Source organism: Candidatus Moraniibacteriota bacterium, assembly GCA_026396275.1.
Lineage (GTDB): Bacteria > Patescibacteriota > Minisyncoccia > Moranbacterales > JAPLXC01 > JAPLXC01.
The window spans coordinates 84,888-111,656 of the sequence record JAPLXC010000002.1 but is presented as its reverse complement, the minus strand read 5'-3'; the positions used below and the strand labels follow the sequence as shown (position 1 = coordinate 111,656).

Sequence of the window (26,769 nt, the reverse complement as noted above, 5' to 3'; positions counted from 1 at the left end):
TCATTTTTATTTCTCCAAACACGGCAAAAAATTAGCTGGCTTTAACAGTTTTGGTTGAAATTTCCATAATAAGGATTGGATTTGGCAACATAGCGGCGGATAGTTTCAATATCCGTTTCCGTGTAAAAACGCCAGCCCCGGCTGTCTTTTTGAGGCGGCGGAATTTTTCCTTCCCGCTCCCAGCGTAGAATAGTGTTGCGGTCGCGATCTATTATTTTCTCAATATCTTTTACTCTTACATAACCCATAAAAATTTGGTTTCAATTTAATAGCTATCTGAATAGACTGAATATATTCAAGAAAAAACAAATAAAAAAAACGGCTTTCACCCGTTTTTTTCCTGAAAAGCCGCTTTCGCGCCCCCTTTCAGTTATTTATAGTATATCATACTTTTTTTGTCTTGTCCAGTATTTGATCCTAAGTATTCCTAGCTAAATAGCTCTCATTTTTTAAATATCAAGCAAACTTGAGAATTTATACTTACGTTTTTATTATAATAAATTTGACCTTTTTCTACAACAATGTCTTCGCGCCTTTATTTTAGAAATGAGCCAAAAACGAGAGAGTTGTTTTATTTTGATTTCCTAAGTCCTGAAAACTCTAAAGAAATATTTTTAACTCCGGCTTTTCTGAAAGCTACCGTGGCGATATCATCTTGAACAGAAATCACAATCCCTTCGCCAAATTCATCATGTTTTACCCGGTCACCATCTTTAAATTTAGCTTTTAGTTTATTAGCTTCATTAGTTCCGCTAGAAAAATAATTTTTTATTTCCGCATCTTCAATAAGATGCGGCGGTATGTCGTCCAAAAACCGTGAGGGAAAATTAGCTTGAGTGGAGCCAAAAATTGTTCGTTCTCTGGCGAAAAGAAGATAAACCTTAACTTTTGCGCGGGTGATTCCCACGTACATCAGCCGCCTTTCTTCTTCCATCTCCTCTGCTGATAAAGTGCTTCGTGAATGCGGCAACAATCCCTCTTCCAGCCCGACGATAAAAACAAAAGGGAATTCCAGTCCTTTGGCGCTGTGAAGCGTCATCAGATGCACCGCGTTTTTGCTTTGATCAATATCTTCAGTGCTGGTCACCAGCGCCACTTCCTCAAGAAACCCCTCCAGCGCCGCTTCTCCTTTAAGATCGTCATATTTTTTAGCCACCGACAAAAGTTCCTGAATATTTTCCCAGCGTGTTTCTCCCTCCATTGTTCCATCCAAAAGCATTTTTTCATAACCGCTTTCCTTGATAACTTTCTCTATCAGGTCAGTCAGTTTTACTTTTCTGCTTAATTTCCTCATTCGCTTGATAAAATCACAGAACTTAACTACTGCATCCATTTTGGAATTAATTTGGGATTTGGAATTTGGGATTTGATTAGAAATTAGAAATTTGGAATTAGAAATTTGGAGACCCATTATAATTAAATCTAGACGATTTTTTTTAGCAATCGCTGACCAGTACTCCAGTGTCTTTTCTCCAATGCCCCTTTTTGGTTCATCAATAATCCGCTCTAGCGAAATATAGTCGTTGGGATTTTGAATGAGCCGCAGATAAGCAATAATGTCTTTCACTTCTTTGCGCTGATAGAATTTAATTCCGCCGACGATCCGGTAGGGAATGGATTGGCGCAAAAACATCTCTTCTAGCATCCGGGATTGGGCGTGAGTTCGGTAAAATACGGCAAAATTGGAAAATGAAAATTTTCCATTTTTGTCGTCCCGAGCCCTGTCGAAGGATCCCGAACTTTTTTCTCCGACTAATCTAATTATTTCCTCTGTCACAAACTCCGCCTCCTCCTTTTCGTCTTCCGCTTCATACACCGAAATTAAATGCCCGCCGGATTTTTCAGTCCAGAGTTTTTTGTCAGTGCGATTTATATTTTTTGAGATTACCCCATAAGCGGCGTCAAGGATCACTTGAGTGGACCGGTAGTTCTGCTCCAGAGCAATCACTTTGGCTTCCGGGTAGTCCTTTTCAAAACTCAAGATATTTCTGATATCCGCCTGGCGCCAGCCATAAATTGACTGCCAGTCGTCCCCCACGACGCAAAGATTGCGGTGCTCTTTCGCGAGCATATTCACCAGAACGTATTGAGCATGGTTAGTGTCTTGATATTCGTCTACCAGAACATAGCGAAAAAGTTTTTGATATTTCCTCAAAACATCGAGGAACTTTTGAAAAATTTTCACGGTAAGTGCAATAAGGTCATCAAAATCAACTGAATTGTTTTCCAAAAGCGTTTTCTGATATTCTTTGTAAACTTTCACTACTATTTCTTCGTAGTATCCGCCAATATTTTCTTCGTACCGGTCAACATCAACCAGTTCATTTTTCGCGCGGCTGATTGCATCCAGTAAAGTAAGAGGATTAAACTGATCAGTATTAACTTCCAGTGTTTTGCAAATTTTTTTCGCCAGAGCCAGTTGATCCTGATCGTCAATGATATTAAAAGAACTCTTGTAGCCAAGTTTTCCAATTTCCCGGCGTAAAATCTTAGCGCAAATGGCGTGGAAGGTTCCGACGTGGGGCAAAGCAGTTGTTAGTTGCCCGCTTGCCGGCGAGGCAGGTTGGTTGTCAGTTTTTAGTAATTTAATGATTCTTCCCCTCATCTCATCGGCCGCCTTGTTGGTAAAAGTTACCGCCAAAATGTTTTGGGGATTGATCTTTTTTTCTCTTATCAAATATGCCACCCGATGGGTGAGAGTCCTGGTTTTCCCCGATCCCGCTCCGGCGATAATCAAAATCGGTCCGTCGGTTGTCGCGACTGCCTCTTTCTGCTGGGGGTTGAGATTAGCCAAAATACCCTTCATAACTATGTTACATTAACACAATTTTTTAAATTCATCACTCTTTATTCATTATACATAATACATTATACTTGATACAGAATACTTTTAATGCCAGATTTAAAATTATGGCTAAGTTCTTGCCTAAAATTATTGACCGGATTGAAAACAGCCCCGTTACTTTCTGGTTCTGGCTGGCTTCTTTTTCAGCCATTATAATAATTCGAATTCTCATTGAAAACTGGCTGGAAGGTTTTCGCTCCCGATCCGGACTTTTTATTTTTTACGAGTTCACTCACACCTTCCTCTTCTTCCTGATCGCCTATCTGCTTTTCTTGTGGATTTTAAAAAGAATTTTATCCGCTGATTTTCGAAAAATTTCCAATGTCCTCCTTTGGGGATATTTAATTATTCTTACTCCTCCCATCGCGGACTATATTATTTCCCACGGAAAAGGATTCTGGAGTTTTTATGAATTCGACGGGCTCAAAGGACTGATAACTAGATTCTTTACATTTTTCGGCAGCACGCCGGAAATCGGAGTGACTTACGGAGTGAGAATAGAAGTAGCTATTGCCATACTCTTTATCGGCTTATACAGTTTTCTGAAATCAAAAAATATTCTAAAATCCTTGTTCCTTTTCCTTCTTTCCTATCTTGTCTTTTTTGTTTTAGGGACTTTTCCTTCCTGGATAACTATTGCTGTCAAGGGCTTTTCCAAAGGATTTTTAGCGGTTACGGATGTAGACGTCGCCCAGATGTTTTTGACGCCGGCAAGAATTTTTTCGCGGGAAATCCCTGATATTGTCAGTACCCTTAATATAAAGATGAGCTTGGTTTATTCCTTGGTTTTAATTGGAATTGTCTTGCTGGGGGTGTTCTTTGACTGGAAAAACAGATTTTTAGCTTTTTTGAAAAATGCCAGATTCCCTCAGCTCATCTATCACGGCGGCTTGCTTATGGTGGGAATGGGACTGGCAGTTATTTTTACTGATAGCTGGATCACATTTAATTTTTTTAATGTTTCCAGTTTTTTGGTTCTTTTGTCATCCATTTTCTGCGCCTGGCTAGCATCAGTGGTGATCAATGACATTCAGGATAAAGATATTGATAAAATAACCAACCAGACGAGACCGCTGGCCACAGGAACATTTACGCTGGAAGAATACAAGACCATCGGCTGGATTTTGTTTTTGGTTTCAATTTTGTTTTCCGCCATTGTTAATTTTAAAATCGCCTTGCTACTTCTGGTTTATCAAGCCATCGCCTGGTTGTACTCTTGCTGGCCCCTGCGGCTCAAACGATTTGCCTTTGTTTCGACCTTTGTGAGCGCCATTGCATCACTTCTGATTTTGTTTTCCGGTTTTATACTGGTTTCGCCTGAGCAGAATATAAAAGGCCTTCCCTTTTCCATTGTGGCGCTTCTAGTAATTGGTTATACTTTGGCGCTTCCCATCAAGGATTTCAAGGACGTTGAAGGAGATAAAAAAAACGGGGTGTACACCGTTCCCGTCCTTTTTGGCGAACAGTGGGGAAAAATTATCGTGGGCGCGGGAATTTTTCTTTCGTTCGTTTTGAGTGTGATATTATTTAACGAACCGCGGCTGTTCTGGTGGGCGCTGTTTTTCGGCGGTCTCGCCTTCTGGATAATTATTAATAAAAGTATAAATCCGCGGCGCCTGCCGTGGTGGATTTTGGGAGTAGTGGTTTTGTACGGAATGATAATGATGAAAGTAGTTTTCCTGTAGAGCTTCCTTAGAACAATCCCGCCAATTTCTTCCAATTTTCAACTGAAAGCTCCTGTGCTCGGACATTTGGCAAAAATCCGGTTTTTTTTATTTTTTCTTCCACTTCATATTTCCCCAGATGAAAACTGTTGGTCAAATTATTGGCAAGCGTTTTCCTCTTGGCGCAAAATCCCGCCCGCACTATTCTAAAAAATTCTTTACTCTCTAATTTTGATATTTGATTTTTGATATTTGATATTTTTATTACTGCGCTATCCACCTCCGGCACCGGATCAAAATTTTCCCTCCCGACTGTGAATAATAATTCCGGCTTTGCGTAATATTGAACCGCCACTGATAGAATGCTCATCTTGCCCGGCTGGGCGACAATCCGCTCGGCTACTTCTTTTTGAACCATCAATATCATTTCGCTCGGTGGATTATCAGCTTCCAGAAAAAGCCTAATGATCGGCGACGTAATATAATAAGGTAAATTCGCAATTACTTTGTAATTTATACGTTGTAAGTAGTTAGTTGTAAGTTGTTTAGTTAAATTAATCTTTAAAATATCTCCTTTCACAATTTCAACATTTTTGCAGTTATGTAATTTGTTACGTAACAAATTCACCAGTTTTTTATCAATTTCAACAGCGATAACTTTTCCCTCGTGTTTTGCCAATTCTTCTGTCAATATCCCTTTCCCCGGCCCGATTTCCAGAACAAAATCATCAGGCGTTAGACCTGCCGTTTTAATAATCTTTTTAACGACATCTTTATTAACCAGAAAATTTTGACCTAACTTGGTGGGCATATAATAACAAATGAAGTTCGTGTTACACAATACTGCGGCCGCAGTATTGTGTAATGCAATCTCCACGCGCCTTTTTATTTCTCAAAATTAATTTATGATCTCTTCCACTTTTACGGAAATTACGCCCTGTCCCAGCGGCGCGATTTTGGCAAATGCTACTTTGTCCAGATCAATAATGCGCCCATCTCCAAACGGACCGCGGTCGTTGATTTTTACAATTATTTGTTTCCCATTTTCTTTGTTAGTCACCCGGGCATAACTTCCTATCGGCAGCCAGGGGCTGGCGGCGAAAAGCCCGCCGCGAAAAGAATACCAGGTGGCTGTGCCAGTATGGGATTTGCCCACCTTCACGTATGTTCCTTGCACCACCATTTCCGAAACTGGCTCTTTTGTGATTTGTGTTTCCAAAAGTTTCCGGGAAATTTCCTGCCCATTATGAAACACAACTCGGTAGCGCAGTTCTTTTATTCCTTTCTCCCCTTTTTGGGTCACTTTTCTGGTCCGCCAGCTAAGTTTTTCATCTTCCTGTGTTATTGTTTTAAAGTTAATGTTCTCCTTTTTAACTTCTTCTTTAATAACAACCCGGGTAATTTTTATTTCGCTCCCGTCAGAAATTGGCGATAATCTAGTCGGAGAAGTAACATCATCTTCGCTTATACTTACTCCATTTTCCCAAAGCACTCCTTCAACATTTGCCAGTAAGGTATGACTTTCTATTTTCTTTTTATCCACGCTTATTACAACTTCTTTTCCCCGCTGAATAATTATTTTCAGTCCGGAAAATATTTTATTGTCCAGAGAAGGAATGATATTATCCCCTTCCTTGATGCTTATTTTTTGTTCCTCTAAAAATTCACCGACCGTGCCGGCTTGGGAAGAAATATTTTCAAAAACCAATCCGTCGTCATTAAACACTATCTTTTTATCAACATCTGAAAAATCCGGATTTTTTCCTTTGGCAAAGGTGCAACTAGCGATAATCCAAGACAATGAAACCGCCAAAAATGCGGCTTCAATTTGCCGTGCTAATTTTCTGTTTTCAATATTTAACATTAGATTTTAAGCAGTTCTTTAATCTTTTTAATCCGCGATTTTTCAGCGCTTCATTCAATAATCCAAGTCATCTTCATCATCTTCAGCTATGTTGGTCTTTTTATCAAGTTCCTCTTTCGGCTTCAACTTTATTTCCGGCAAATTATCCCACAAAAGTTCAAAAATAAGCTTCATAGTATTATAAATCTCCGCGCCTTCAATAATCAAGCCGGTTTCTTCCTTTGAAGACATTAAAGCCACTTTTTGATAGCCATATATATTTATTTCAATGGAAAACGGATATTTTTTAGGATTAATTGTTTTTGTCGTCCGAAGCTGTTCCCGGTCACGGGAAATTATTTCCTTGGTCAGAAATTCGGTGCCCGGCATAATTGCCCTAACACGAATCCCTTTTTTTGTTCGAGTTTTGAGATAATTATTCACCCAGTCCGTTCCTAAAACCTTTGCTACGTCTTCCGAGGCGAAAGCCAGCATTTCACCGGAATATTTTAGAGTATCAGCATAAACTTCTCTTAATCCCTCTTTTCCTTCGTAAAATCTTATTTTTGGCTTTACGCCTTTAATATTATATACCGACTTTAACTGGGGGAGTATTTCAGAAAACAAGCTTTCTTTTTCCTTTAACTTTTTCTGGATATTTTCCGGGTCTTCGCCGATAAAAAATCTTCTTCTGCCTTTCATAGTTTCCGAAATCAAGCCCAGCTTTTCCAGATCCAGCAAAATATCATATCCTGTCGTTCTTTTAATTTCTGCCTTTTTAGCAATTTCAATTACCGTCGCGCTTCCCAACTCCAAAGCCGCCAAATATACATCCGCCTTTTTACCTTCCAGCCCGAATTGTTTTAAAACACTTTTTATCTCCATTTCCTTTACATACTTTATAAACTTTCTACTTAATTATGTCGGCATTATCCGTCAACATTTATATTATATCAAACTGGCATAATTTGTCAATAATGGCTTTACTAAAGGATTATTTATTTAAGATTAGTAATTATTCTGATTTGCTTGACGCTTAATATTGACATTTCCATAATTTAGGAGTATAATGGGCTGTTAAGATGAGGTATCCGAATAGCCCACTACGAATGGGCACATACGAATACAAAAATCTTAACGCAGTTCTTTGATAAATCACCTCAGAAAAATATACCTATAAGTCCTTAACTTGTATAATCCATCTTTGATGGAAATATAAGAAAGGCAGGGATAAGGGGATTAAAATGAAGAAGAATTTGGAAGAAATAGTGAAAGAAATCAGAAATGATAATTGTATTGATCTTTGGGATTTAAATGATGTCTTGGATATTAAATGGAATCGGGAAGGTATTTACGACGAGAAAAAAGGCGATTGCAGAGTCACATTTGTTGATGATGGAATAGGATGTTACGAAGGAGATGTTCCCAATTTAATAAAGACGCTAGATAAAAAAGGCAAGGAATGGAAAGAGGAAGAAGAAGCGAGGGAGATAATTATTTTTCTAAAGAAAAAGTTTGGCATTTGTATTATCTGCAAGCACGGACTTAACTTATATCAAAAAGAGGATTGTGATAAGCATTGTTCCAAAATATTGAAAGGGGTGAAATTATGATAATTTGAGGCAAGAGGATTGAATCTGATTCTCTTGCCTCTCTTTTTAAAATCATTTTGTGAAAAGTGGTTTTGAAAAAGAGAAATAAGATAAAATTTGTTTACTGGATTTCTGCTTTCGCAGGAATGGCATATGAAATAAAGGAGGAATAAAAATGCCACAGTTGAAAACCAGGAAAATCCCGTATAACACTTCCAAAAACCTACCGTGGTATAATAAGAGGTGGAAAGGGATAATAGTCAACTTTCTTAACAATTTGTTAGGAAAGTAATAATAAGGTTTGAGGCAGTTCGCAACCGCGTTCTGCCTCTTTTATTTTGCTGAAACGCGCCTAGGATACCTTCTAAATATTCTAAAACCACCCAGGATTATTTAGCTTTAAAGCCGATCCGTTTATTTGGATTTATCTCTTTTTCCCGGGTGGCTATAAGTTTTTTAATAATATCAAAAATAACCTTGAATTTGCTTTCATTTTTTCTTTCCATTTCTTCAATTTTAATACGAAGTTCGCGGTTACTGATTATTATTTCCCTGAGCCGGGTAAAAGTCCGGATAATTTGTATGTTGGCCTGTATAGCCCTTTTGCTTTTTAAAACGCTGGAAAGCATAGCCACGCCTTGTTCGGTAAAGACAAAAGGAATATAGCGCCTTCCTCCGTAACTTGAGGTGCCAAAATGGAACCTCAAATTGTCAAACTCGTTTTTATTTAAGCGGAACATAAAATCTTCCGGGAAACGGTCAATATTTCTTTTAACAGCCCGGTTAAGAACTTTAGTTTCAACCTGATAAAAAGCGGCTAAATCCTTGTCCAGAATAACTTTCTTACCTCTTATGAGAAGTATTTTATTTTCAATGACTTCCTGTGGGATTATGCTTTTCATTTTTGTTTTATTAAAAATTAATAGTTTTACTCCGTCTTAAACCGATACTGTACCGCTTCGGCAATGTAGGCCGGCTGGATTTTTTCCACTCCGGCGAGATCCGCGATGGTTCTAGCGATCTTAATAATACGATGATATGCCCGGGCGCTCAAGTGCAGCGTGGTGACAGCACTGCGAAGGAGTTCAATACACTGATTGTCCAGAAGACAGAAGTTTTTTATCTGATTGGAACTCATTTCGCTATTAGTAATAATATCCAGATTTTTAAAACGCTTTTTTTGAACTTCTCTGGCTTTTTCTACCCGTTCCCTGATTTGAACACTGGTTTCTCCGCGGCCATCCTCACGCAATTTTTCAAACTTGAGCCGCGGTACTTCTACATGAAGGTCAATACGGTCTAAGATCGGACCGGAAATTTTTCGCTGGTACTTGATGATCTGCGCCGGGCTGCAGGAGCAGAGGCGCTCTGGATCAGTCGCGTTGCCGCACGGGCAGGGGTTCATGGCCGCGATCAAAGTGAAGCGAGCCGGAAATTCAAGCGATCCCTTGGCGCGAGATACTGATATCACTCCGTCTTCCAGCGGCTGGCGGAGATTCTCCATCACGTTTCGGGGGAACTCGGCGAATTCGTCCAAAAATAACACTCCCCGGTGGGCTAAGCTTATTTCACCGGGCTTGGGATAAGTTCCTCCGCCCACCAATGACACAGCACTCGCGCTGTGATGAGGAGAGCGGTAAGGGCGCTCGGTAATCAAACCACTGTTCTTGGACAACTTCCCCGCCACGGAAAATATTTTGGTGATTTCCAGCGATTCGGAAAAATTGAGGCGGGGAAGAATGGAAGGCATTGTCCTGGCCAGGAGCGTTTTTCCTGATCCGGGAGGACCGTTGAGAATCACGTTGTGGGCGCCGGCGGCGGCAATCTCAAGAGCTCGTTTAGCATGTTCCTGACCGTGGATGTGGGACATATCCAGCGGATATTCTTCTTTTTGAAATAATTCCTCAAAATTCACTTCCGGAAAAAAATCAATAATTTGCTCTCCGATAAGATGACTGACCAGAGAATAAAAATTATCCGCCGGAATAATTCTGACTTCCCTGACCACGCTGGCTTCAGGCGCGTTTTCTCGTGGAACATAAAGTTCTTTTATTCCTTTTTCTTTGGCAAGAAGCGCGATGGGAAGAGTTCCGTGAATCGGGCGCACTGTTCCGTCTAGAGCCAGCTCTCCCACAAACATTTTTCCTTTGAAGTCAAAATGGACCTGATTGGTAGCTAAAATGAGTCCAAGGGCAATGGGAAGATCATAAATCGGACTTAGCTTGGGAAGATCAGCCGGAGCCAGATTCACGGTAATCCGGCCGCAGCGATGAGCCGGCTTGAAGCCGCTGTTCTTGAGGGCCGAACTAACCCGGTCGCGTGATTCTTTGATAGCCGTGTCGGGGAGACCAACGATGGTAAAATTATGGAGTCCCTGGCCCAGAACATCCACTTCCACTTCTACAATTTCACTATCAAGGCCAATAGTAGCAGCGGAAAGTATTTTAGAAGGCATAAGCGCTGCGCTAAAATCAAAATGTAAAAATCAAAATTTAAAAAGGATAAAATTTTGCATTTTGATATTTGATTTTTGATTTATTATACATATTCTTCCTCCATTGACGCCTGAGCGGTCCTTGCTTTCTTTTTAACTTCTTCTGCATTTTTCCTAGCTGCTAAAGTAAACAAATAAATTGCAATGACTCCAATTGTCTCCAGTGGTAATACTTCTATCGCTGGGATAGACTCACAAATTGTAACTAGGATCAGGATTAGAAAACGAGTTATGTATCTTATAAGTGTTCGCTGAAAGACAGTGCGGTCTTTTTCTAGCGTATTGGAAAGAATCATCATGAAAAAAATAAAAATTGAAACGAGCCAAGTTATTACTGCTCCAACAGCAGGAATAAAACCAAATATAAGGTCTAAAAAAAAATCTTTAAAAATAGCTGCTGCGAGCGCTGCTGCGTAGACCCAGTCAGCAAATAAATTAAATTGGGAAAGTAAAGAAAACACTCCCCAGGGAGTGGCGGATTTTACCAAGGTCTTGGCTTCAGCCGCAATTTTTTTCGTATCCTGATATTTTTTTCTGGCTTCTGCCAAACGTCTCCTGTGATCATGCTCGGACATAAAGATAATTCAATATCTACATTTTTTCCTCGCCAAATTCTTTTTTGGCTTGCTCTATTTCCAGCAGCTGGCGTGGATCGGAAGTAATAATCTGATCCTCACTATAGGAAGCGATGATTTTAATCGCCACATGCTTGGTGCCGGCAAAAAATATTCCTTCCCCGACGTTGCTTTCCAAAAGCAGAAATTTCTCCTGATCGGTAAGGTAAAACGTCTCCACTACTGTTTCAATGGCCGCTGGCGACTGGCGGAGAAGCAACTGAATCGAGGAGTTGGTGACAATCGGCTTTCCGTAGCGGGAAGCCAAAAAGTCAGTAATGTCTTGAGTAATAGTGGTAAGTCCCGTGTAGTACTTGCGGCACCTTTTGGCAATGCCAAACATAAAAGAAGCGGCGTCTTCATTTTGCATCATTACCCAGGCCTCATCCACTACTACTAAACGCTTCTTTAGCTCCGAACGCATCTCATTCCAGATGAATTGTAAAACAACGTACATCGCCACTGGGCGAAGTTCCTCTTCCAAATCGCGAATGTTGAACACTACCAGCTGGTTGTCAATATTCACGTTGGTGGGATTATTGAGAAAGCCGGAAAAAATTCCTTCGGTGTATTTTTCAAGACGCATCGCCAGCGATTCCGCTCCCTCCATATTGCGCAGCACTTCATAAAGATCGGACATCGTCGGGAAAGAATTGGAAGTAAACGACTGGAAGTTGCTCTGGGGAGTAATGTCGCGCACCGCGTAGGTCTCTCGAATGGCTCGATCCAAAATTGAATCCTCTTCCGGCGTGACTGATCCGAGCATGAGATGAAGAAGACCGATAATATTAGCGATGGTATTGCGGATAACTCCTTCCGGATCTTCGTCTTCTTTGATTTTAGGAAGATCAAAGGGATTGAGGTGAAAATGGGAGTCCAAAGAAATTTTAACAAAGGTTCCGCCGACCGTTTCGCACAGATATTTATATTCGTTTTCCGGGTCAATAATCATCACGTTTGTCCCCAGCATCATCGAGCGCAGCACCTCCAGTTTCACGGAATAACTTTTCCCGGCTCCGGATTTGGCGAAAATCACCATATTAGCATTCTCCATATTGAACCGGTCAAAAAGAATTAAACTATTGTTGTGCCGGTTGATGCCGTAAAGAATTCCTTCATTGGAGGAAAGGTCGGAAGAAACGAAAGGAAAAGTGGTGGAAAGAGGGGAGGTATTGAGATTATTCCCGACATCCAGCTCGTCGTTAGCCAGCGGCAGCGTGGAAGAAAAGGCCTGTTCGGTTTTAAGTACCGCCGGCTTCACGTAAACCAGTTGCGCTTCTAAAATGGCCTCAATTTGCTGGCAGATCTTGCTTACTTCATCATAACTCTTCCCGTAAACGGTCATGTAAAGACCGAATCGAAAGAATTTTTCAGTCCCTTGCTGAAGCTTGTCGCGCAAGTCCTCAATATCCCGAAGGGCGGTTTCCAAAATCGGGTCGCGAATTTTTCCGGCTTCTTCCTCCAAGTGAATTTCTGACTGCACCCGGGTGGTGGATTTGCGCAAAGTTTTCAGGATTTCGTTGGTATCAACCGGATGAATAAACATGGCGATGTCCAGCGGAAAATCAATGTTGATAATCGGCGAAAACCAGCTAGTGTGAAGATAACGGGGGTAGGTAATGACAAAAAGTGTTCGGGTGTAGGTCTCGCCAATTTGGATATAGTTGGCATTAATCTTCACCGCCGCCGGAGCAATCAAGTCCTTAATAGTTGCCTCTCCTGCTTGATAAAGTTCTTCGCTTTCCAGCAGTGTGTCTTTTTCTTTTTTATTTTTTCCCAGATCAAACATAATTTTATTTTCCTAGTTCAATATTTTCAATCTCCCGGACGATTGAGTTGGTATAGATTGTTGGATTATAGGAATTATACAGCAGCTCAATTACCTCTTCAGTACCCAGAGGAGTAACTTTTACTCCTGTTCCGCTCAGCCCGGCAACCACGTGATCCACTCTTTGCCACAGCTGGTTTTCGTATGTCTCAAAAAGTTCTCGCTTGCGCAGTATTGACTGTCGAGGGTTGAACATTGAAGTGAGTTTCCGGAAAGGCCCTCCTTCTTTTGTTTCCACTGGAGAAAAGGGGATCACGATATAGAAAAACTTGGACATTATATTGGAGACCTCGGTGAGATTTTTAATGAAGTTTATGTATTCGGAAATCTGGAGCCGCAATAATTCATTCGTCTGCTGACTTTCTTTATCCCCTAAAAAATCCAGATAGGGACCAATATTGAGCCGTCGGGAACTGACAATAATCTGAACAGGGAAATCCAGAGAATTAAGGAAGTTTTGATATTGGCCGACGATTGCGTCCTGCTCTTCCGTGGACTTAAGCTCGAAATTTATGGAAGAGACCAAAAGAATGGCCCTCAAAGACCCGTTTTTAAGAACGATAACTCCGTTTTTAATCTCTTCAACGTCCACGTACTTTTGCGTGCTGGCTCCACTCCCGGCGGTTAATTTTTTCGAATGTAGTAACTCCATAGCAATATTAAAAATCAAATATCAAAATGCAAAAAGATAAAAAATTGAAATTAAGAGACCTTAGAACTTAAAAATTTTTTAATTTTGATTTAGAATCTTGATTTTTTCATTTTGATTTTTGATTTCTCTTTATTATCTCCATAATTTTTTCATTCCGTTCCCTGCCCTCGCTGTCCAGCACTCGCGCTAACGCTTCTATATTTTCCGGATTGAGCATTTTCTTTTTTTCTTTTTCCATCGTAGCAGGCGTTTTTTTCTTTCCTGCCTGAGATGCTATTTTATGAGGAATTCTTTTCCACACATACACCTTGGGGCGGAAAAGGAACAGTAAAGAAAAAAGAATAAATCTTATTAGTGGCTGGTTATAGGGGCGATAAAAAGCCAAAGCCATAAAAAGAGCAACTATCGGAACAGCGGAAACAAAAAAAGCCGGTTTTTCAAGTATGTTCCAGAGCACTAGCAGTACCGCGCCCATTCCAAACATCCAAAGAAGCTGCTTGGCCGTGAAGGGACCGGCCACTTTGTCTTCCACATCAATAAATTGGGGAACATTGAATAGCATTGGTCTAAATTCTTTGCGTTAAAAAATATTGATTAAAAAAACAAGGCAATTTGTCTGATAATAACCAGCGATGCCAGCGCCACGGCAATTCCAATTAGGGAAAACTTGAAAATCTTTTTGCCTGCATCAATTCGGTCCTCGTTTCCCGCTGCGGTGAGATACATAATTCCCCCAATTATCATCATAATGAGCGCCAGAGCCCCGACAATTCCCAGAAGAAAATTCAGGACACTAAGAGCTATTTCGGCAATGCTTTTCGCCTGTTGTAACTCCGGTGGCTGATTTGTCCATCCTAAGATGCTTGATATTTCCTTTAGGAATGTCGGTGCCGCAATTCCAATAGCTAGTCCGATCATTGAGGCAAGAATGGCTTTCTTGGCGGTTTTTATCCGATCTTCGCTCCCGCCCGAAGTAATGTAAAACACCGCCCCGATAATTATGAAAATAATAGAGATGACTACAATTACTCCTTGAAGGGAAGCCATTAAGCTCGCTAAAACTTCCTGCACCGTGTTGAACCGGAGAGGATTGCAAAACTCTATTACATTTCCTTCCGCCTTGCATTGGGCTAAAGAAACAAAAGGAAAAATTAAGGCGAGAATAACACTGGCAGTCGCTATTAAATAATATTTTTTAAAATTCATAGGGAATTAGTTGATATTAATAATTATTAGCAATAAAGAAAAATTACTTTCTCATTAGCTGGCTCACTCGCGTTTCGGCCAGCTCCAGCGCGTCGCGGACAGTCATCTTTCCCCGGTTAACCGAATCAATGGCTTCGGCCAGTATTGTTTCAATGGCTTCCGGTTCGGTTTGATACCAGTTTTTGGCGATTAAATTGCCATAAACAAAGGAGCCGAGAATTGGGTCGCTTTTTTGTTTTTCAATAATGTCCCTTCGCGCCGCCGGATTTCCGGTTTCTTTCAGGTATTCAACCACCGGATCAATGCTGACGGGGAATTCCTTGCTGTTTCCGGTGATGCCGTTTACCAGAGTAATTTTTCCGTTGTTTCTTATCGCCAAAAATTTCAAAAATTGCCAGGCCTCATGAATACGCACTTTGTTGTCCGGCACCACTTCTTCACTTCCTGTCAATTGCGGATTAGAAGGAGAAGAAATTATTTTATTTTTAGCCACCGCCAGCCCCCAGTAATTAGCGTAATTGACCGGAGGGGTTCCCTGGAATTGAGGAACGGGAGCAACAGCAAAATTCAGCTTTGAATTTTTGCTTTTGATGGTCGGATAGTGCCAAGAATAGTTGATCATCATCGCGGCTGTTCCTTCAAAAAAAGAATCAATGGAATAATGCATCCGCGAATTCCAGCCGTATTGGGGCGAGCTGGAGCGGGCAAACTGCGTGTAAAAATCAAATGCTTCTTCTCCCGCTTGAATGGATTTTTCGCCAACGGTAACAGGATAGCCAAAGGCAGCTTGAGTTCTGTCTTCATTGATCATTTGGGCACCTTTTTGCATCATTATCAAACCCAGAACATCGGTGGACCGATTGATATTGTAAGCTGTTCCCAGAGCCGCTCCCTGCTGGACGATGTTTCCAAACTGATCGATTTTGGTAAGCCGTTTAACATCTTCTACTAACTCTTTCCAGGTGGCAGGAGGGGAGGTAATTCCTTCCGCATTGAATAAATCTTTATTATAGTAAAGTGCCAGTGAATCAACGCTTAGCGGCACGGCGTATACTTTGCTTTTGTCCAAAAAATCATTAGCGGCTACATCCACAAAATTTTGACGAAATTCCTGCTCTCCCAGAAGCCAATCGGGAGCCGGCTCGACTTTATCAGCAAAAGAAGGAAGCCAAGTATTGTGGAAGAAAAAAATGTCCGGCCCCTGTCCGGAAGCCAGAGCGTCAAGAAGATCTCTCTTGTAATTATCCGCCTCGAACTTGCGGTATTTTATTTCACCGACAAAAGGATTTATTTCCCGGTATGCTTGGGCAATTTTTCCATAGGCATCGGAGTTGTCAAAAACGCCCCAGATTTCCAGATTAACTTTATAAACGGTTTCCTTTTTCTTCAAGCAACCCGAGAAAAAAAACAAAGAAGTAAGGACTATGAAAGCTACCAGTATTTTTATTTTTGATTGCATCGTTTTTAGAACGAAAATGTTAAAGAGTTACTATCCGCATTTGCTAATTTTTTGGATTAGATGCTTTAGTGCTTTGCTAAAACCATCGCGTAATGAAAATTGCCGGCTTCCAGCACTTTCTCAATGGAAAATTTATGCTTTCCTACCGTCTTCGACAATGTCTTCAGTGACACTCTCAATTTTTTATCCGGCCCGATTGAAAAATCTTTATCATTCCATTCCACTATCAGTGTTTTTCCCTGGGGTTTTAGCACCCGATGTACCTCTTCAATAATAGCTTCTTTTTGCTGGTTTTGAAAAAGAATATCTTTCAGCACTACCCAGTCAACGCTTTCTTTATCGAGTTTCGATCCCTGCTTGTTTTCCAGATTCACCCGTCGGGTAATAATATTGGTGATTCCCATTATCTTGGCCCGGCTTTCCACCGCCTCCAGCGCCTGCGGCAATACATCTAGACAGTACACCTTCCCTTCTTTTCCTATTTTTTGAGCGAAAGGTATTGAAAAATATCCGGCTCCGCAACCAAAGTCAGCCACCACATTTCCCGGAACGACATCCAGTTGTCTGATAATAGACAGGGGGTTAATAAATCTCTCAATTGCGGAAGATCCGGTTTGCATAAATTAGCACCACTTAAAAAATAGAGGTAATCATTATTTCCCAGATATTATCAATTTTACAACAAAAAACAAAAATGGCAAAATGATCCCACTAGGCGGGATCATCCTGAATCTGCTATTATATAATTGGAAGAGTGGCCGAGATTCAATAAAGGAAGCGGCCTCGCCCCGTAGAGAAGCGGGGGGTTGGCAGAGTGGTCTAATGCGCCGCACTCGAAATGCGGTTGGGGAGCAATCCCCTCACAGGTTCAACTCTTATACCCTTCGCTTTCTTACGGGGTCGAGAAAAAGCCGTAAGGGAGCAATCCCTTTGTGAGCCCGCCCCGCACCAAAATTTTGGCGGGATGCCAGAGTGGTTGAATCCCGCACCAAAAATTGGTGCGGGACACGTAGGCCTGCTGCGTCCCGCATATAGTGGAAGGATGCCAGAGTGGTTGAATGGGCCGCACTCGAAATGCGGTGTCTCGGAAACGGGACCGTGAGTTCGAATCTCACTCCTTCCGCTTTGTGCGGGAACTCGAAATCAGGTGTATCCGAAAGGGTACCGGGGGTTCGAATCCCTCTCCCGCCGCAAATTTATAAAATTTTTATAGGTGCGGGGTGAAAATCTCACCTCTTTCGCTTATATAACTCGCCAGCCAACGGCTGGTCCACCTTTGGCGGAAAATGCGGTTTCCCGCCTAGCGGATTACGGGTTCAACTCCTGTACCCTCCGCTTTCTTACGGGTTCTAGAAAAACCGCCATTTGCCTTTTTTTCTTTACACAAGGGGAAATAAATGCTAACGTGAAATAAGCTCTAGTTATCAAAAACGTTATGAATGACTGGGTCCAATCCAATATAACAATACTGATAATAAGCACCCTGTCTTTGGGAATTCTTGCCATTGTCTTTGGCATTTTTAACCTATTACAAATAAGATCAATAAACAAAAGAAGTGAATTATTTTTCGCCGGAAAAGACGGTCAAAACCTGGAAGCGCTTATCGCCAGTCACTCAAAATCCCTTAAAGAACTGGACAAAGAAATTCAGGAACTTTTCGAAATATCAAATAAAATCAACGCGCTTTCATTTCGGGGACTGCATAAAATAGGAGTGATTCGTTTTAATCCTTTCAAAGATATAGGCGGAGATCAGAGTTTTGCTATTGCGCTTCTTGATGGAAAAAATTCCGGCATTGTAATTTCTTCTCTTCATACCCGGGAAGGAACTCGGGTATACGCTAAGCCCGTTATCAGGGGAGAGTCCAAAAAATATCCGCTGACGGAAGAAGAAAAACAAGCGATAAAAATCGCCAGCCCGATTAAAGAAGAAAAAGTTTAGAATTATGGAAATTCAAAAATCAACAACTGAAAAGACGGTAAGAATTCCGTCATCGGTTACAGTCAAGCGCTTTAGCGAGTTGCTGGGATTCCCTGTTTCCCGGATTATTATGGAACTTTTGAAAAACAAAATACTGGCGACCATCAATGAGGAAATTGACTTTGAAACAGCCAGTATTATTGCCCAGGATCTGGGGTTTAAAACCGAAGAAGACCTGGAGTCCTCCGCCGCCGATGTAATCACTCTTGAAAAACTGGTTGAAATCTGTCGCAAAGAAAAAGAATCGGGAAAAAATCTCCAGCCGCGCCCGCCGGTGGTTACCATATTAGGACATGTGGATCACGGAAAAACGACTCTGCTTGATACAATCCGAAAAACTAACGTGGTGGCCGGTGAAGCCGGAGGAATTACCCAGCATATCAGCGCTTACCAAGTAAAGAAAAAGGGGATTACCATCACTTTTGTTGATACTCCCGGGCATGAAGCATTCTCTGCCATGCGGGAGCGCGGCGTTAGCATCGCGGATATCGCCGTCCTGGTGGTGGCCGCTGACGACGGAGTCCGCCCTCAAACCAAAGAAGTCATTGAATACCTGAAAGAAAAAAAGATTCCAACAATTGTCGCTGTTAACAAAATTGATAAACCAGGAGCTAATATTGCGAAAGTGAAGCAGGAATTGGCTGACAATGGAATTCTTCTTGAAGAGTGGAGCGGGGAGATTATGAGTGCTGAAATCAGCGCCAAGAAAAATATTGGCATTGACGAACTTCTGGAAAAAATTATTCTCCTGGCTGAAGTTGAGGATTTTAAAGCTGATTCAAAGCGTGATGGCCTAGCTGTTGTCCTTGAAGCTCATCTTGACCCACAAAAGGGTCCCGTTGCAATAGTCCTGATTAAAACAGGAACGCTTAAAATCGGTCAGGACGTTGTGGCTGGAGGAAGTTTTGGACGAATAAGAAAAATGGAGGACTATATCGGAAGAAACATTATGAGCGCCGGACCGTCAACTCCAGTTATGATCATGGGGCTAAATTCCACGCCCCAGACCAACGATATTCTTCAGGTAATGAGCGGGAAATCAGCAGCGCGGCTTAAATCAAAGGAATTGGCCGGAAAATTGATAAGCGATAAAGCCAAATTAAAACAAGAAAGGGAAGAAGCCGGAATAAAAAAACTCAACCTGGTTATTAAGGCCGATGTCCAAGGGTCGCTTGAAGCCGTTGAACAAATTTTGAAAGCAATTAAATCAGAAGAACTGTCAATTGAATATATTGGTACTGGCGTGGGAAATATTACTGAATCGGACGTAAAATTAGCTGAAAGCGCCAGTGCTATAATTTATGGTTTTAACGTAGAAGCCACTCCAGTGGCAAAGCGCCTGGCCGAAACCAGCGGCACGGAGATTAAGTCCTTCAAAATTATTTATGAGCTTGTTCAGGACGTAAAAAACAAAATGGCTGATATGCTTCCGCCGGAAGTTATCCGGGAGGACTTAGGAAGGTTAAATGTTTTAGCAATTTTTAAAACCGGCAAGCGCGACATGATCGTGGGAGGAAGAGTAACTGAAGGGAAATTAATAAAGGGCTCCCTGATTGAAGTAAAAAGAGACGGCGAAATAATTGGAAGAGGAAAATTAGCTAATCTTCAGCAAAATAAAGCGAACACTGATGAAGTCAGTCAGGGCAATGAATGCGGAATCACTTTTGAAGGAGACGTGAAGATTAAAGAGGGAGATGCTTTGATTGTGTATAAGGAAGAGGAGAAGAGAAGAACGCTTTAACCGAAAAAATCAAAATCCAAAGTTTAAATTTCAAATCAAACTCAAATGAAAAAATTTTAAAAATTTGGATTTTTAAATTCATTTGAAATTTGGATTTTGAAATTTGGATTTAATTTTATGTCTCATCGCCTTGAAAAAATAAACAAACTAATTAAGCGCCAGGTGGCTGAAATTATAACCCGGGAACTTGACCTCAAGCCCGGGGTCTTTGTCACTGTGGCTAAAGTTGACACTACTCCTGATCTCCGCTATACTCGGATATTCGTGAGTATTTTCCCCGAGCGCGAAGCTAATTATGTTATGGAAACGCTTAAAAAAGAAATGTACCGCCTTCAGGGCGTTCTTAATAAAAAGCTTTCCACAAAACCGCTTCCACGGATTGAATTCCAACTCGACAAAACCGAATCAAAAGCCGACGAGGTGGAAAAAATACTTATAGAATTAGAATAGTGAATTTTTAATTTAGAATTTTGAATAAATAATATTCTTGATTCATAATTCGTAATTCCCATTCTTGATTCTAAATACTGAATTCCAAATTCTGTAATTTTATGCACAAATTCGCCCGTGAATTTAATGCCTTGCGTTACGTCATTAAAAAATCCAACAAAATTCTATTAGTTGCCCACTCCGGGCCTGATGGAGACACAGTGGGATCTGTCCTGGCGTTAAAAGAATATTTAAAAGACAAAAGGAAGCTGGCTGACATTGCCTGTTTTGACCCGCTTCCTCCTCTTTTGGGATCTGCCTTTCCTTCACAATTTGAATATCCGGACCATCTCGATCTTAAATCCTACGAAACGGTTATCGCTGCAGACAGCGTGGAAAGAGGGTTCGATAAAATCAAAAATCAACTTCTTCCAAACCAAGTTATAGTTCTTCTCGACCACCATCCCGACATTACTCTCAAAGGAGATATTAATATTATTGATTCTTCTTATTCTTCGGTATGTGAAATAGTTTACGATTATCTTGAATTCACCAATGAGCAAATAAGCAAAAACATTGCCGCCTCCCTAATGCTGGGAATCTTATCCGACACGGGAAACTTCCAGCATTCCAATACGACAGCCCGAGTGATGGAAATTGCTTCTTCCCTGATGAGAAAGGGAATTTCTTTATCCAAAATTATTGATGCCGCACTAGCCAACAAGAAAATTTCCACTCTCAAACTATGGGGGAGGGCTTTTGAAAAAGCTAAAATCAACCCTAAAAACGGGATGATAATTACCGCTCTTACCAAAGAAGATATTGAGGGATGTAATGCCTCCACAGATGATATCGCCCAGTTAGCGTCTATTCTTAACACCGTGCCTGGAACAAAATTCTCTCTTATACTTTCTGAACGCGAGAGTGGAGTAATCAAAGGGAGCTTGCGCTCGGAGGATTATAAAGGAGTGGATGTTTCTGCTATTGCCCGGCATTTTGGGGGAGGTGGGCATATCTTAGCCAGCGGATTTGAAGTGAAGGGTCGCATAGTAGAAACCGACAAGGGCTGGGAAATTATTTAAAAATTGTGGAGATTTACCCCGCACCATTTTCAGCACAGATTATCAATTATGAAAAATCAAAGGCGAAGCCGTTTTGTCCAATAAACTTATTATTAAGAAATAACTTTATTGAAAAATGGTGCTGGGGCGGAAAACGGATGGGAAATAGTGTAATCTCTGCGAATTACTAAACTGTACGAACGTACGAATAAATCAGAAATAATGTATAATACAATCATAGTATCTGTAGATTTGTAGCAAAATTTGTAGATTCGCGGGGGAATATTTATGAACATTGGCGCTCATGTTTCAGTAGCAGGAGGAATCCAAAACGCACCAAAAAACGGGCATAATTTGGGTTGCGAAGTTATTCAGATTTTTACTCGCCCGCCACAGGGAGGAAAAGCGCCAATACTCACAAATGAAATTTGTGAACAATTTAAAATTCAAAAATTAAAATTCAAAATTAAGGAAGTTTATATACATACTCCTTATTACATTAACTTAGCTTCACTCAATAATCGCATCCGTTATGGTTCCGTTAAAACTATTCGCGACGAATTGGAAAGAGGAAATATGCTGGGCGCTAAATTCGTAATGACTCATATTGGCACCGCCAAAGAGCTAGGACAAAAAGAAGCAATCAAAAAAACTATTGAGATGTTAAAGAAATCTTTGGAAGGTTATGACGGAAATACAAAATTACTTTTAGAAAACAGCGCTGGAGCAGGAGAAATTATCGGAGATAATTTACAAGAACTGGCAGAAATTATTAAGGGCGTAAATAGTGTTACTATCGCAGGTATATGCTTGGATACTCAACACTCCTTTGCATCAGGATATGATTGGACTGATTTTGAAAACACTCTCAAAAGAATAGACAAAGAACTGGGGATGAAAAATATTAAATTAATCCACGCCAACGATAGCCAATCGGACTGCGGATCCCAAAAAGACCGTCATGAACATATTGGAAAAGGCAAAATTGGCTTGGAAGCATTTAAAAATATAGTTTCTTTCGCCAAGAAAAATAGCATGGATATGCTCTGTGAAACCGAATGGCCGGGAGTGGAAGAAGACATAAAGATTTTGAAAACATTAAGAGATAAATAAAAAATTAGTATATTCGTACAAATTCGTAATTAGTAGAGAATTTCATGAAAATTGCCATTATTTCCGACATTCACAACAACATAACTAACCTTGAAAAAGTTTTGAATTATTGCAGGGATAACAATATTAAAAAAATAATCTGCTGCGGGGATTTGGCTTCAATGGAAACGCTAGATTTTTTGAATGATAATTTTTCGGGAGAAATTTATTATTGCTTCGGGAATATGGATGATGGGCAGCTTAAAAATTATGACTTCGACAAGAAGTATAAAAATACCTGGATTTTTAAAGATTATGGCGAAATAGAAATTGAAAATAACCCCATAAAACCAGGCGGTCACGGGGCAAGAAAAATTGCTTTTACTCATTACACCGAAACTGCCAAAGAGCTTTGCCAAACTGGCAAGTATGATTTTGTTTTTTACGGACATACTCACAAACCGTGGGAAGAAATTATAAACAATTGCAAAATGCTCAATCCTGGAAACGTGGCTGGAGAAATATACCCACCGACGTTTGCAGTGTGGAATACTGACAATGATAAATTTGAATTAATTCGCATTCACGATCTAAATTAGATTGTCATTCCGGACCTGATCCGGAATCTAATTAGATCCTGAAACAAGTTCAGGATGACAAAAAGGAAACAAGAACAACTAAACGAACTCAATGACCGCATGATGAAATGCAACCAGTGTATTTTACGTGAAACCTGCCGGGTGGTTGTTCCCGGCGAGGGAAACGCTGAAGCCGAAATTATGTTTATCGGTGAAGGACCAGGACAAAGGGAAGATGAGTTGGGAAGACCATTTGTCGGAGCAGCCGGCAAATTTCTGGATGAACTATTAGAGACAATAGATATAAAAAGGGAGGATACTTATATTGCTAATATAATCAAGTGTCGCCCGCCGGGAAACCGCGATCCCCTTCCGGAAGAAGTGGAGGCCTGCTGGTCGTGGCTTGTGGAACAAATTAAAATAATTGATCCGAAATTAATTGTGCTTCTAGGAAAACACGCGATGGAAAGATTCTTGCCCAATCAAAAAATTTCCCAGATTCACGGAAAAGCGCTACGAAGAAATATCCCTGAGATTGGCACATGGGTCTTTTATGCCCTCTACCACCCCGCCGCTGCGCTCTATAACGGCGGAATGCGAAGCGTGTTAATCGAGGACTTCAAAAAAATTCCTAAAGTTCTGGAAATGGCAAAGAAACCGGAAGAAAATCCGGCGGTTGAAAATATGAAAATAGAGCCAGAAGAAGATAAGCAGGAAAGATTGTTTTAAATACTCTTCAAAAATTTCTCTATCGTTTTATATCTCTCTTTAAATATCAGATACAAAGTATCTGGTTTTTCTGGTTCGCCTATCAATATAAGCGGTTTGCCTATTCCATAAGCAATGCCAGCTTCAATATGTGCGGAGTTTCCGCCCGGAAGAAGCATAATAACTTTTTCACAATCCTCTAGTCCTTTCATGTCTCTTTTAAAAGTGTATAACAAGTATTACCTTTTTCTTTTAATTTTCGAGTGAGATATTCTACCTGTTCTTTATTTCTGAATTTCGAGATTATTGTATAATTGGTCATAATTTTGGTGCCCGGGGCGAGACTCGAACTCGCACGGATTATTCATCCAAGGGATTTTAAGTCCCTCATGTCTGCCGATTCCATCACCCGGGCTTGGACAAACCATACTATAATTTTGAGGTCCGGAGCAGATTTGCACTGCTGTAAGAGGTTTTGCAGACCTCTGCCTAACTTCTCGGCCACCGGACCTTATAACAAATTTATACCAACAAGCCAAAATTAACAAGGTAATACAAAAACACCCTCGGAAAATCCTTGGGTGTTTTTGCTTGTTAGTATGTCATTCCCGCGAAGGCGGGAATCCAATTTTCTAGATTCCGGGTCAAGCCCGGAATGACATTTGGATGGATTAATCCACCACTTCCGCTTCGAGATGCCTTCTTCCAAAAGCGAAAGCTTGAGATTTAGTTTCCATATAAATGTCAAAATGGTTACTCTTGATCGCTCCCCCGCGATCTTCGCAGACATAAGTTCCGTATCCTTCAATTTTAACTTTTGTTCCGAAAGGATACTGCGGAGGACAGGCAAGGGTTCTTTTTCCTTTAACCTTAAGGCCGCTCGCGGTAATCCCGTCCGATTTTCCACACTCGTCAGCGGCGGCAGTATAAGCCGAGAAGTTTCCAGTAAATTTTTCTTTAGGAAGATTGCTTTTCAGATGAGCTTGCTTTTCTTCCCACTTGGAAAGTTTTTCTTCTCTTTTAATTTCTTCTTCGCCTTTCACTGGTTTATAGCTCTCGGAGTTATATGGAATATTATTTTTGCTTTCAACAAAACCGTTATTAAGTTGTATATTTTTCTCAACCACAAATTCTATTTTTGTATTAGTATTGATTGGTTCCTCTACTATGGTTGGCGTTCCGAAAGTCAGCCCGCCAGCAATCGGCAGAGTGGCGATTATACTAATAAGTTCCATAAGCTATCATTAATTGTTAAGGCACGTTTTTCAGAAACTGCCCTGCCCTGAACCTTCTGTGGTTTAGGGGGCTGGCAAATAGCCCAAACAAAAAAGGCATATTATGCCAACCTACCATGCTAGCAGATTGCAGGCAGAAAGTCAAGCTTGGAAAACCAAAAAATCCCTTAAATAAGGGATTTTGGTCTAAATTTGGCTTATTCTAGGAAAATATTCGGGGTTGAAATAAGCCAATTTTTCAGAGAATCTTTGAGCGGGATATGAGAATCCCCGCCTGCCAAATGCCTGAGCGGATGATGGGAATCGAACCCACGCTTCAACCTTGCCCCGCACTAAAATCTGCACAAATAACGGAGCGAGAAACGGGAATTGAACCCGCGTTTCTTGCTTGGGAAGCAAGTGTAATGCCACTATACTATTCTCGCACAAAGTGCGGTGCAGATTTAGTGCGGGGCTTGGGAAGGTTATGCCTGCCCCGTATTAATTTGTCGTAAGGCAAGTTTAGTACTGGGGCACTACCACTATACTACATCCGCATTTGGAGCAATGGCAGGCAGGGAACCCACGTCTCAACCTTGGGAAGGTCGTATACTGCCACTGTACTACGGTCGCAATTAAAGGTTTAACCGCACTAAGTTACGTTTTGACTCATTTTAACACAAAAAGAAAAATTCCTCACCATTTGAGGAATTTTTCTTTTAGAGCGAGTGAGCGGAATCGCCCGGTACTGCTAAAGAATGCCGGGCGCTTAGCACCCTTCAGCGGTGCTGCAGCGAACCTAAAATTGAGCGGAATACCGGAATCGAACCGGCGCCATCACCTTGGCAAGGTGGCGTACTACCACTATACTAATTCCGCTTTCTTAAGTTTTGCATTTTGATTTTTAAATTTTGAATTTTTTATGTGGGTCCGGCAAGATTCGAACTTGCGACCAACCGGTTATGAGCCGGCCGCTCTAACCGCTGAGCTACGGACCCTAACTACTAATACTTAGTAGTAACATTACTGTAATTAGCATTCCTTAATCATATTAGTTATAGTGGAATGCTTGGCGTTGTGCTTGGGGACAGGATCGCCCCAATCATTCGACGGGGTAAAAACTGCCGACATAAGTTTTCAGCTTGCCCCATACTAAATTTTGCCTATTGTGCCAGGCCCCAGAATCGAACTGGGGACGCAAGGATTTTCAGTCCTTCGCTCTACCACTGAGCTAGCCTGGCAAAATTTTAAAAAACATTATTAGTGGATCCTGTAGGACTCGAACCTACGACATCTTCGGTTTGCCCCGCACCAAATTCTAGTGGGCAATGTAGGACTCGAACCTACGACATCTTCGGTGTAAACGAAGCGCTCTAGCCAACTGAGCTAATTGCCCTTAATTTTGGTGCGGGGTGAATAAGCGAAGCGCTCTACCAACTGAGCTAAGGATCCTTCAAGTGCGGATGAGAGGATTTGCCCCGAACTATGTCGCTTCGCTCCAAATACGGGGTAAAAACCTCTAGGGAGATTACTCCCACATGCACCTCAAGTTTACCCCGTACTAGTCCACCCTGGACTTAGTACTGGGGCATATGCGCCCCGCACCAATTCCTGTGTGGGGACGGAGGGACTTGAACCCTCACGCTCTTGCGAGCATAGGTCCTCAACCTATCGCGTATACCAATTCCGCCACGTCCCCTTTCTTCAGAACACAGAAATTGATGCGGGGTAAATATACCGGGTTCCCTGACCGCCCGCTTCTCCATAG

Annotated in this window: 25 protein-coding genes, 9 tRNA genes and 1 pseudogene; 11 read left to right on the top strand and 24 right to left on the bottom strand. The window is 41.2% G+C overall.

Going from position 1 to position 26,769, the window contains the following annotated elements; genetic code table 11:
- Positions 1-41: 41 nt before the first annotated feature.
- Both NT136_00700 and NT136_00695 read right to left on the bottom strand, forming a co-directional pair.
- Complete coding sequence (locus tag NT136_00700) at positions 42-248, bottom strand: MerR family transcriptional regulator (protein MCX6765468.1); 207 nt, start codon at positions 246-248, stop codon at positions 42-44.
- Between the two features lie 323 nt (positions 249-571).
- Positions 572-2,806: a UvrD-helicase domain-containing protein gene (locus tag NT136_00695; GenBank protein MCX6765467.1), complete on the bottom strand. Its 2,235-nt coding sequence runs from the start codon at positions 2,804-2,806 to the stop codon at positions 572-574.
- Between the two features lie 104 nt (positions 2,807-2,910).
- Between NT136_00695 and NT136_00690 the strand changes: the two genes are divergently transcribed.
- Positions 2,911-4,530, top strand: coding sequence for a UbiA family prenyltransferase (locus tag NT136_00690; GenBank protein ID MCX6765466.1), 1,620 nt, complete (start codon positions 2,911-2,913; stop codon positions 4,528-4,530).
- A gap of 7 nt (positions 4,531-4,537) precedes the next feature.
- Here NT136_00690 and rsmA read toward each other — a convergent pair whose 3' ends face one another.
- From rsmA to NT136_00670, 4 genes and pseudogenes are all read right to left on the bottom strand, one after another.
- A complete protein-coding gene (rsmA, locus tag NT136_00685) occupies positions 4,538-5,320 on the bottom strand; it encodes a 16S rRNA (adenine(1518)-N(6)/adenine(1519)-N(6))-dimethyltransferase RsmA (GenBank protein MCX6765465.1) in 783 nt (260 codons plus the stop codon).
- A gap of 87 nt (positions 5,321-5,407) precedes the next feature.
- On the bottom strand, positions 5,408-5,692 hold the full coding sequence (locus tag NT136_00680; GenBank protein ID MCX6765464.1) for a septal ring lytic transglycosylase RlpA family protein: 285 nt from the start codon (positions 5,690-5,692) through the stop codon (positions 5,408-5,410).
- Positions 5,687-6,373 (bottom strand): annotated as a pseudogene (locus NT136_00675) (G5 domain-containing protein). The gene NT136_00680 and the pseudogene NT136_00675 overlap by 6 nt, the downstream one beginning before the upstream one ends.
- A gap of 54 nt (positions 6,374-6,427) precedes the next feature.
- Complete coding sequence (locus NT136_00670; GenBank protein MCX6765463.1) at positions 6,428-7,237, bottom strand: hypothetical protein; 810 nt, start codon at positions 7,235-7,237, stop codon at positions 6,428-6,430.
- Between the two features lie 359 nt (positions 7,238-7,596).
- Between NT136_00670 and NT136_00665 the strand changes: the two genes are divergently transcribed.
- Entirely contained in the window at positions 7,597-7,965 is a 369-nt protein-coding gene (locus NT136_00665) for a hypothetical protein (protein ID MCX6765462.1), read from the top strand.
- A gap of 368 nt (positions 7,966-8,333) precedes the next feature.
- On the opposite strand, the gene NT136_00660 is transcribed toward NT136_00665, so the two are convergent.
- From NT136_00660 to NT136_00620, 9 genes are all read right to left on the bottom strand, one after another.
- Positions 8,334-8,846, bottom strand: a complete 513-nt coding sequence (locus NT136_00660) for an ORF6N domain-containing protein (GenBank protein ID MCX6765461.1) — start codon at positions 8,844-8,846, stop codon at positions 8,334-8,336.
- Between the two features lie 26 nt (positions 8,847-8,872).
- The gene (locus NT136_00655) at positions 8,873-10,399 is read right to left on the bottom strand and encodes a YifB family Mg chelatase-like AAA ATPase (GenBank protein ID MCX6765460.1); all 1,527 of its coding nucleotides are present in this window, start codon (positions 10,397-10,399) and stop codon (positions 8,873-8,875) included.
- Between the two features lie 83 nt (positions 10,400-10,482).
- On the bottom strand, positions 10,483-11,013 hold the full coding sequence (locus NT136_00650; GenBank protein MCX6765459.1) for a hypothetical protein: 531 nt from the start codon (positions 11,011-11,013) through the stop codon (positions 10,483-10,485).
- A gap of 16 nt (positions 11,014-11,029) precedes the next feature.
- Positions 11,030-12,841 (bottom strand): ATP-binding protein, encoded by a 1,812-nt coding sequence (locus NT136_00645; GenBank protein MCX6765458.1) that lies wholly within the window; start codon positions 12,839-12,841, stop codon positions 11,030-11,032.
- 4 nt (positions 12,842-12,845) lie between these two features.
- On the bottom strand, positions 12,846-13,532 hold the full coding sequence (locus NT136_00640; GenBank protein ID MCX6765457.1) for a hypothetical protein: 687 nt from the start codon (positions 13,530-13,532) through the stop codon (positions 12,846-12,848).
- A gap of 106 nt (positions 13,533-13,638) precedes the next feature.
- Complete coding sequence (locus NT136_00635; GenBank protein MCX6765456.1) at positions 13,639-14,094, bottom strand: PrgI family protein; 456 nt, start codon at positions 14,092-14,094, stop codon at positions 13,639-13,641.
- 32 nt (positions 14,095-14,126) lie between these two features.
- On the bottom strand, positions 14,127-14,738 hold the full coding sequence (locus NT136_00630) for a hypothetical protein (protein MCX6765455.1): 612 nt from the start codon (positions 14,736-14,738) through the stop codon (positions 14,127-14,129).
- A 43-nt stretch (positions 14,739-14,781) separates the two neighbouring features.
- Complete coding sequence (locus NT136_00625) at positions 14,782-16,197, bottom strand: extracellular solute-binding protein (GenBank protein ID MCX6765454.1); 1,416 nt, start codon at positions 16,195-16,197, stop codon at positions 14,782-14,784.
- A gap of 65 nt (positions 16,198-16,262) precedes the next feature.
- Entirely contained in the window at positions 16,263-16,817 is a 555-nt protein-coding gene (locus NT136_00620; GenBank protein ID MCX6765453.1) for a class I SAM-dependent methyltransferase, read from the bottom strand.
- A 180-nt stretch (positions 16,818-16,997) separates the two neighbouring features.
- Here NT136_00620 and NT136_00615 point away from each other — a divergent pair.
- The 9 genes from NT136_00615 (at position 16,998) to NT136_00575 (ending at position 23,808) form a co-directional block, all read left to right on the top strand.
- Positions 16,998-17,084 (top strand) — tRNA-Ser (locus NT136_00615).
- A gap of 149 nt (positions 17,085-17,233) precedes the next feature.
- Positions 17,234-17,320 (top strand) — tRNA-Ser (locus tag NT136_00610).
- Positions 17,321-17,632: 312 nt separating this feature from the next.
- Complete coding sequence (locus tag NT136_00605; GenBank protein ID MCX6765452.1) at positions 17,633-18,139, top strand: DUF4446 family protein; 507 nt, start codon at positions 17,633-17,635, stop codon at positions 18,137-18,139.
- A 4-nt stretch (positions 18,140-18,143) separates the two neighbouring features.
- Entirely contained in the window at positions 18,144-19,919 is a 1,776-nt protein-coding gene (gene infB, locus NT136_00600) for a translation initiation factor IF-2 (GenBank protein ID MCX6765451.1), read from the top strand.
- Between the two features lie 117 nt (positions 19,920-20,036).
- Positions 20,037-20,369, top strand: coding sequence for a ribosome-binding factor A (locus NT136_00595; GenBank protein ID MCX6765450.1), 333 nt, complete (start codon positions 20,037-20,039; stop codon positions 20,367-20,369).
- A 101-nt stretch (positions 20,370-20,470) separates the two neighbouring features.
- Positions 20,471-21,430 carry a bifunctional oligoribonuclease/PAP phosphatase NrnA gene (locus tag NT136_00590; GenBank protein ID MCX6765449.1) on the top strand — a complete coding sequence of 320 codons (960 nt, stop codon included), beginning with the start codon at positions 20,471-20,473 and terminating at the stop codon, positions 21,428-21,430.
- Between the two features lie 267 nt (positions 21,431-21,697).
- A complete protein-coding gene (locus NT136_00585) occupies positions 21,698-22,522 on the top strand; it encodes a deoxyribonuclease IV (GenBank protein MCX6765448.1) in 825 nt (274 codons plus the stop codon).
- Positions 22,523-22,566: 44 nt separating this feature from the next.
- The gene (locus tag NT136_00580; protein MCX6765447.1) at positions 22,567-23,100 is read left to right on the top strand and encodes a YfcE family phosphodiesterase; all 534 of its coding nucleotides are present in this window, start codon (positions 22,567-22,569) and stop codon (positions 23,098-23,100) included.
- 54 nt (positions 23,101-23,154) lie between these two features.
- Positions 23,155-23,808, top strand: a complete 654-nt coding sequence (locus NT136_00575; GenBank protein ID MCX6765446.1) for a uracil-DNA glycosylase — start codon at positions 23,155-23,157, stop codon at positions 23,806-23,808.
- Here NT136_00575 and NT136_00570 read toward each other — a convergent pair.
- The 9 genes from NT136_00570 to NT136_00530 form a co-directional block, all read right to left on the bottom strand.
- Positions 23,805-23,999 carry a hypothetical protein gene (locus NT136_00570; GenBank protein ID MCX6765445.1) on the bottom strand — a complete coding sequence of 65 codons (195 nt, stop codon included), beginning with the start codon at positions 23,997-23,999 and terminating at the stop codon, positions 23,805-23,807. The two genes, NT136_00575 and NT136_00570, sit on opposite strands and share 4 nt — an antisense overlap.
- Positions 24,000-24,114: 115 nt before the next feature.
- Positions 24,115-24,202, bottom strand: a tRNA-Leu gene (locus NT136_00565).
- 256 nt (positions 24,203-24,458) lie between these two features.
- The gene (locus NT136_00560; protein MCX6765444.1) at positions 24,459-25,022 is read right to left on the bottom strand and encodes a 3D domain-containing protein; all 564 of its coding nucleotides are present in this window, start codon (positions 25,020-25,022) and stop codon (positions 24,459-24,461) included.
- A gap of 354 nt (positions 25,023-25,376) precedes the next feature.
- Positions 25,377-25,447: transfer RNA gene (locus NT136_00555), tRNA-Gly, on the bottom strand.
- Between the two features lie 362 nt (positions 25,448-25,809).
- Positions 25,810-25,880, bottom strand: a tRNA-Gly gene (locus tag NT136_00550).
- 46 nt (positions 25,881-25,926) lie between these two features.
- Positions 25,927-25,999 (bottom strand) — tRNA-Ile (locus tag NT136_00545).
- A gap of 171 nt (positions 26,000-26,170) precedes the next feature.
- Positions 26,171-26,242: transfer RNA gene (locus NT136_00540), tRNA-Phe, on the bottom strand.
- An 81-nt stretch (positions 26,243-26,323) separates the two neighbouring features.
- Positions 26,324-26,397, bottom strand: a tRNA-Val gene (locus NT136_00535).
- A 220-nt stretch (positions 26,398-26,617) separates the two neighbouring features.
- Positions 26,618-26,700 (bottom strand) — tRNA-Leu (locus NT136_00530).
- Positions 26,701-26,769 lie beyond the last annotated feature (69 nt).

Excerpts from the sequence above, each read along its gene's own strand:
- NT136_00700 (MCX6765468.1), bottom strand. The coding sequence starts at position 248 with ATGGGTTATGTAAGAGTAAAAGATATTGAGAAAATAATAGATCGCGAC.
- NT136_00695 (MCX6765467.1), bottom strand. The coding sequence starts at position 2,806 with ATGAAGGGTATTTTGGCTAATCTCAACCCCCAGCAGAAAGAGGCAGTC.
- NT136_00690 (MCX6765466.1), top strand. The coding sequence starts at position 2,911 with ATGGCTAAGTTCTTGCCTAAAATTATTGACCGGATTGAAAACAGCCCC.
- rsmA (MCX6765465.1), bottom strand. The coding sequence starts at position 5,320 with ATGCCCACCAAGTTAGGTCAAAATTTTCTGGTTAATAAAGATGTCGTT.
- NT136_00680 (MCX6765464.1), bottom strand. The coding sequence starts at position 5,692 with ATGGTGGTGCAAGGAACATACGTGAAGGTGGGCAAATCCCATACTGGC.
- NT136_00670 (MCX6765463.1), bottom strand. The coding sequence starts at position 7,237 with ATGGAGATAAAAAGTGTTTTAAAACAATTCGGGCTGGAAGGTAAAAAG.
- NT136_00665 (MCX6765462.1), top strand. The coding sequence starts at position 7,597 with ATGAAGAAGAATTTGGAAGAAATAGTGAAAGAAATCAGAAATGATAAT.
- NT136_00660 (MCX6765461.1), bottom strand. The coding sequence starts at position 8,846 with ATGAAAAGCATAATCCCACAGGAAGTCATTGAAAATAAAATACTTCTC.
- NT136_00655 (MCX6765460.1), bottom strand. The coding sequence starts at position 10,399 with ATGCCTTCTAAAATACTTTCCGCTGCTACTATTGGCCTTGATAGTGAA.
- NT136_00650 (MCX6765459.1), bottom strand. The coding sequence starts at position 11,013 with ATGTCCGAGCATGATCACAGGAGACGTTTGGCAGAAGCCAGAAAAAAA.
- NT136_00645 (MCX6765458.1), bottom strand. The coding sequence starts at position 12,841 with ATGTTTGATCTGGGAAAAAATAAAAAAGAAAAAGACACACTGCTGGAA.
- NT136_00640 (MCX6765457.1), bottom strand. The coding sequence starts at position 13,532 with ATGGAGTTACTACATTCGAAAAAATTAACCGCCGGGAGTGGAGCCAGC.
- NT136_00635 (MCX6765456.1), bottom strand. The coding sequence starts at position 14,094 with ATGCTATTCAATGTTCCCCAATTTATTGATGTGGAAGACAAAGTGGCC.
- NT136_00630 (MCX6765455.1), bottom strand. The coding sequence starts at position 14,738 with ATGAATTTTAAAAAATATTATTTAATAGCGACTGCCAGTGTTATTCTC.
- NT136_00625 (MCX6765454.1), bottom strand. The coding sequence starts at position 16,197 with ATGCAATCAAAAATAAAAATACTGGTAGCTTTCATAGTCCTTACTTCT.
- NT136_00620 (MCX6765453.1), bottom strand. The coding sequence starts at position 16,817 with ATGCAAACCGGATCTTCCGCAATTGAGAGATTTATTAACCCCCTGTCT.
- NT136_00605 (MCX6765452.1), top strand. The coding sequence starts at position 17,633 with ATGAATGACTGGGTCCAATCCAATATAACAATACTGATAATAAGCACC.
- infB (MCX6765451.1), top strand. The coding sequence starts at position 18,144 with ATGGAAATTCAAAAATCAACAACTGAAAAGACGGTAAGAATTCCGTCA.
- NT136_00595 (MCX6765450.1), top strand. The coding sequence starts at position 20,037 with ATGTCTCATCGCCTTGAAAAAATAAACAAACTAATTAAGCGCCAGGTG.
- NT136_00590 (MCX6765449.1), top strand. The coding sequence starts at position 20,471 with ATGCACAAATTCGCCCGTGAATTTAATGCCTTGCGTTACGTCATTAAA.
- NT136_00585 (MCX6765448.1), top strand. The coding sequence starts at position 21,698 with ATGAACATTGGCGCTCATGTTTCAGTAGCAGGAGGAATCCAAAACGCA.
- NT136_00580 (MCX6765447.1), top strand. The coding sequence starts at position 22,567 with ATGAAAATTGCCATTATTTCCGACATTCACAACAACATAACTAACCTT.
- NT136_00575 (MCX6765446.1), top strand. The coding sequence starts at position 23,155 with ATGACAAAAAGGAAACAAGAACAACTAAACGAACTCAATGACCGCATG.
- NT136_00570 (MCX6765445.1), bottom strand. The coding sequence starts at position 23,999 with ATGAAAGGACTAGAGGATTGTGAAAAAGTTATTATGCTTCTTCCGGGC.
- NT136_00560 (MCX6765444.1), bottom strand. The coding sequence starts at position 25,022 with ATGGAACTTATTAGTATAATCGCCACTCTGCCGATTGCTGGCGGGCTG.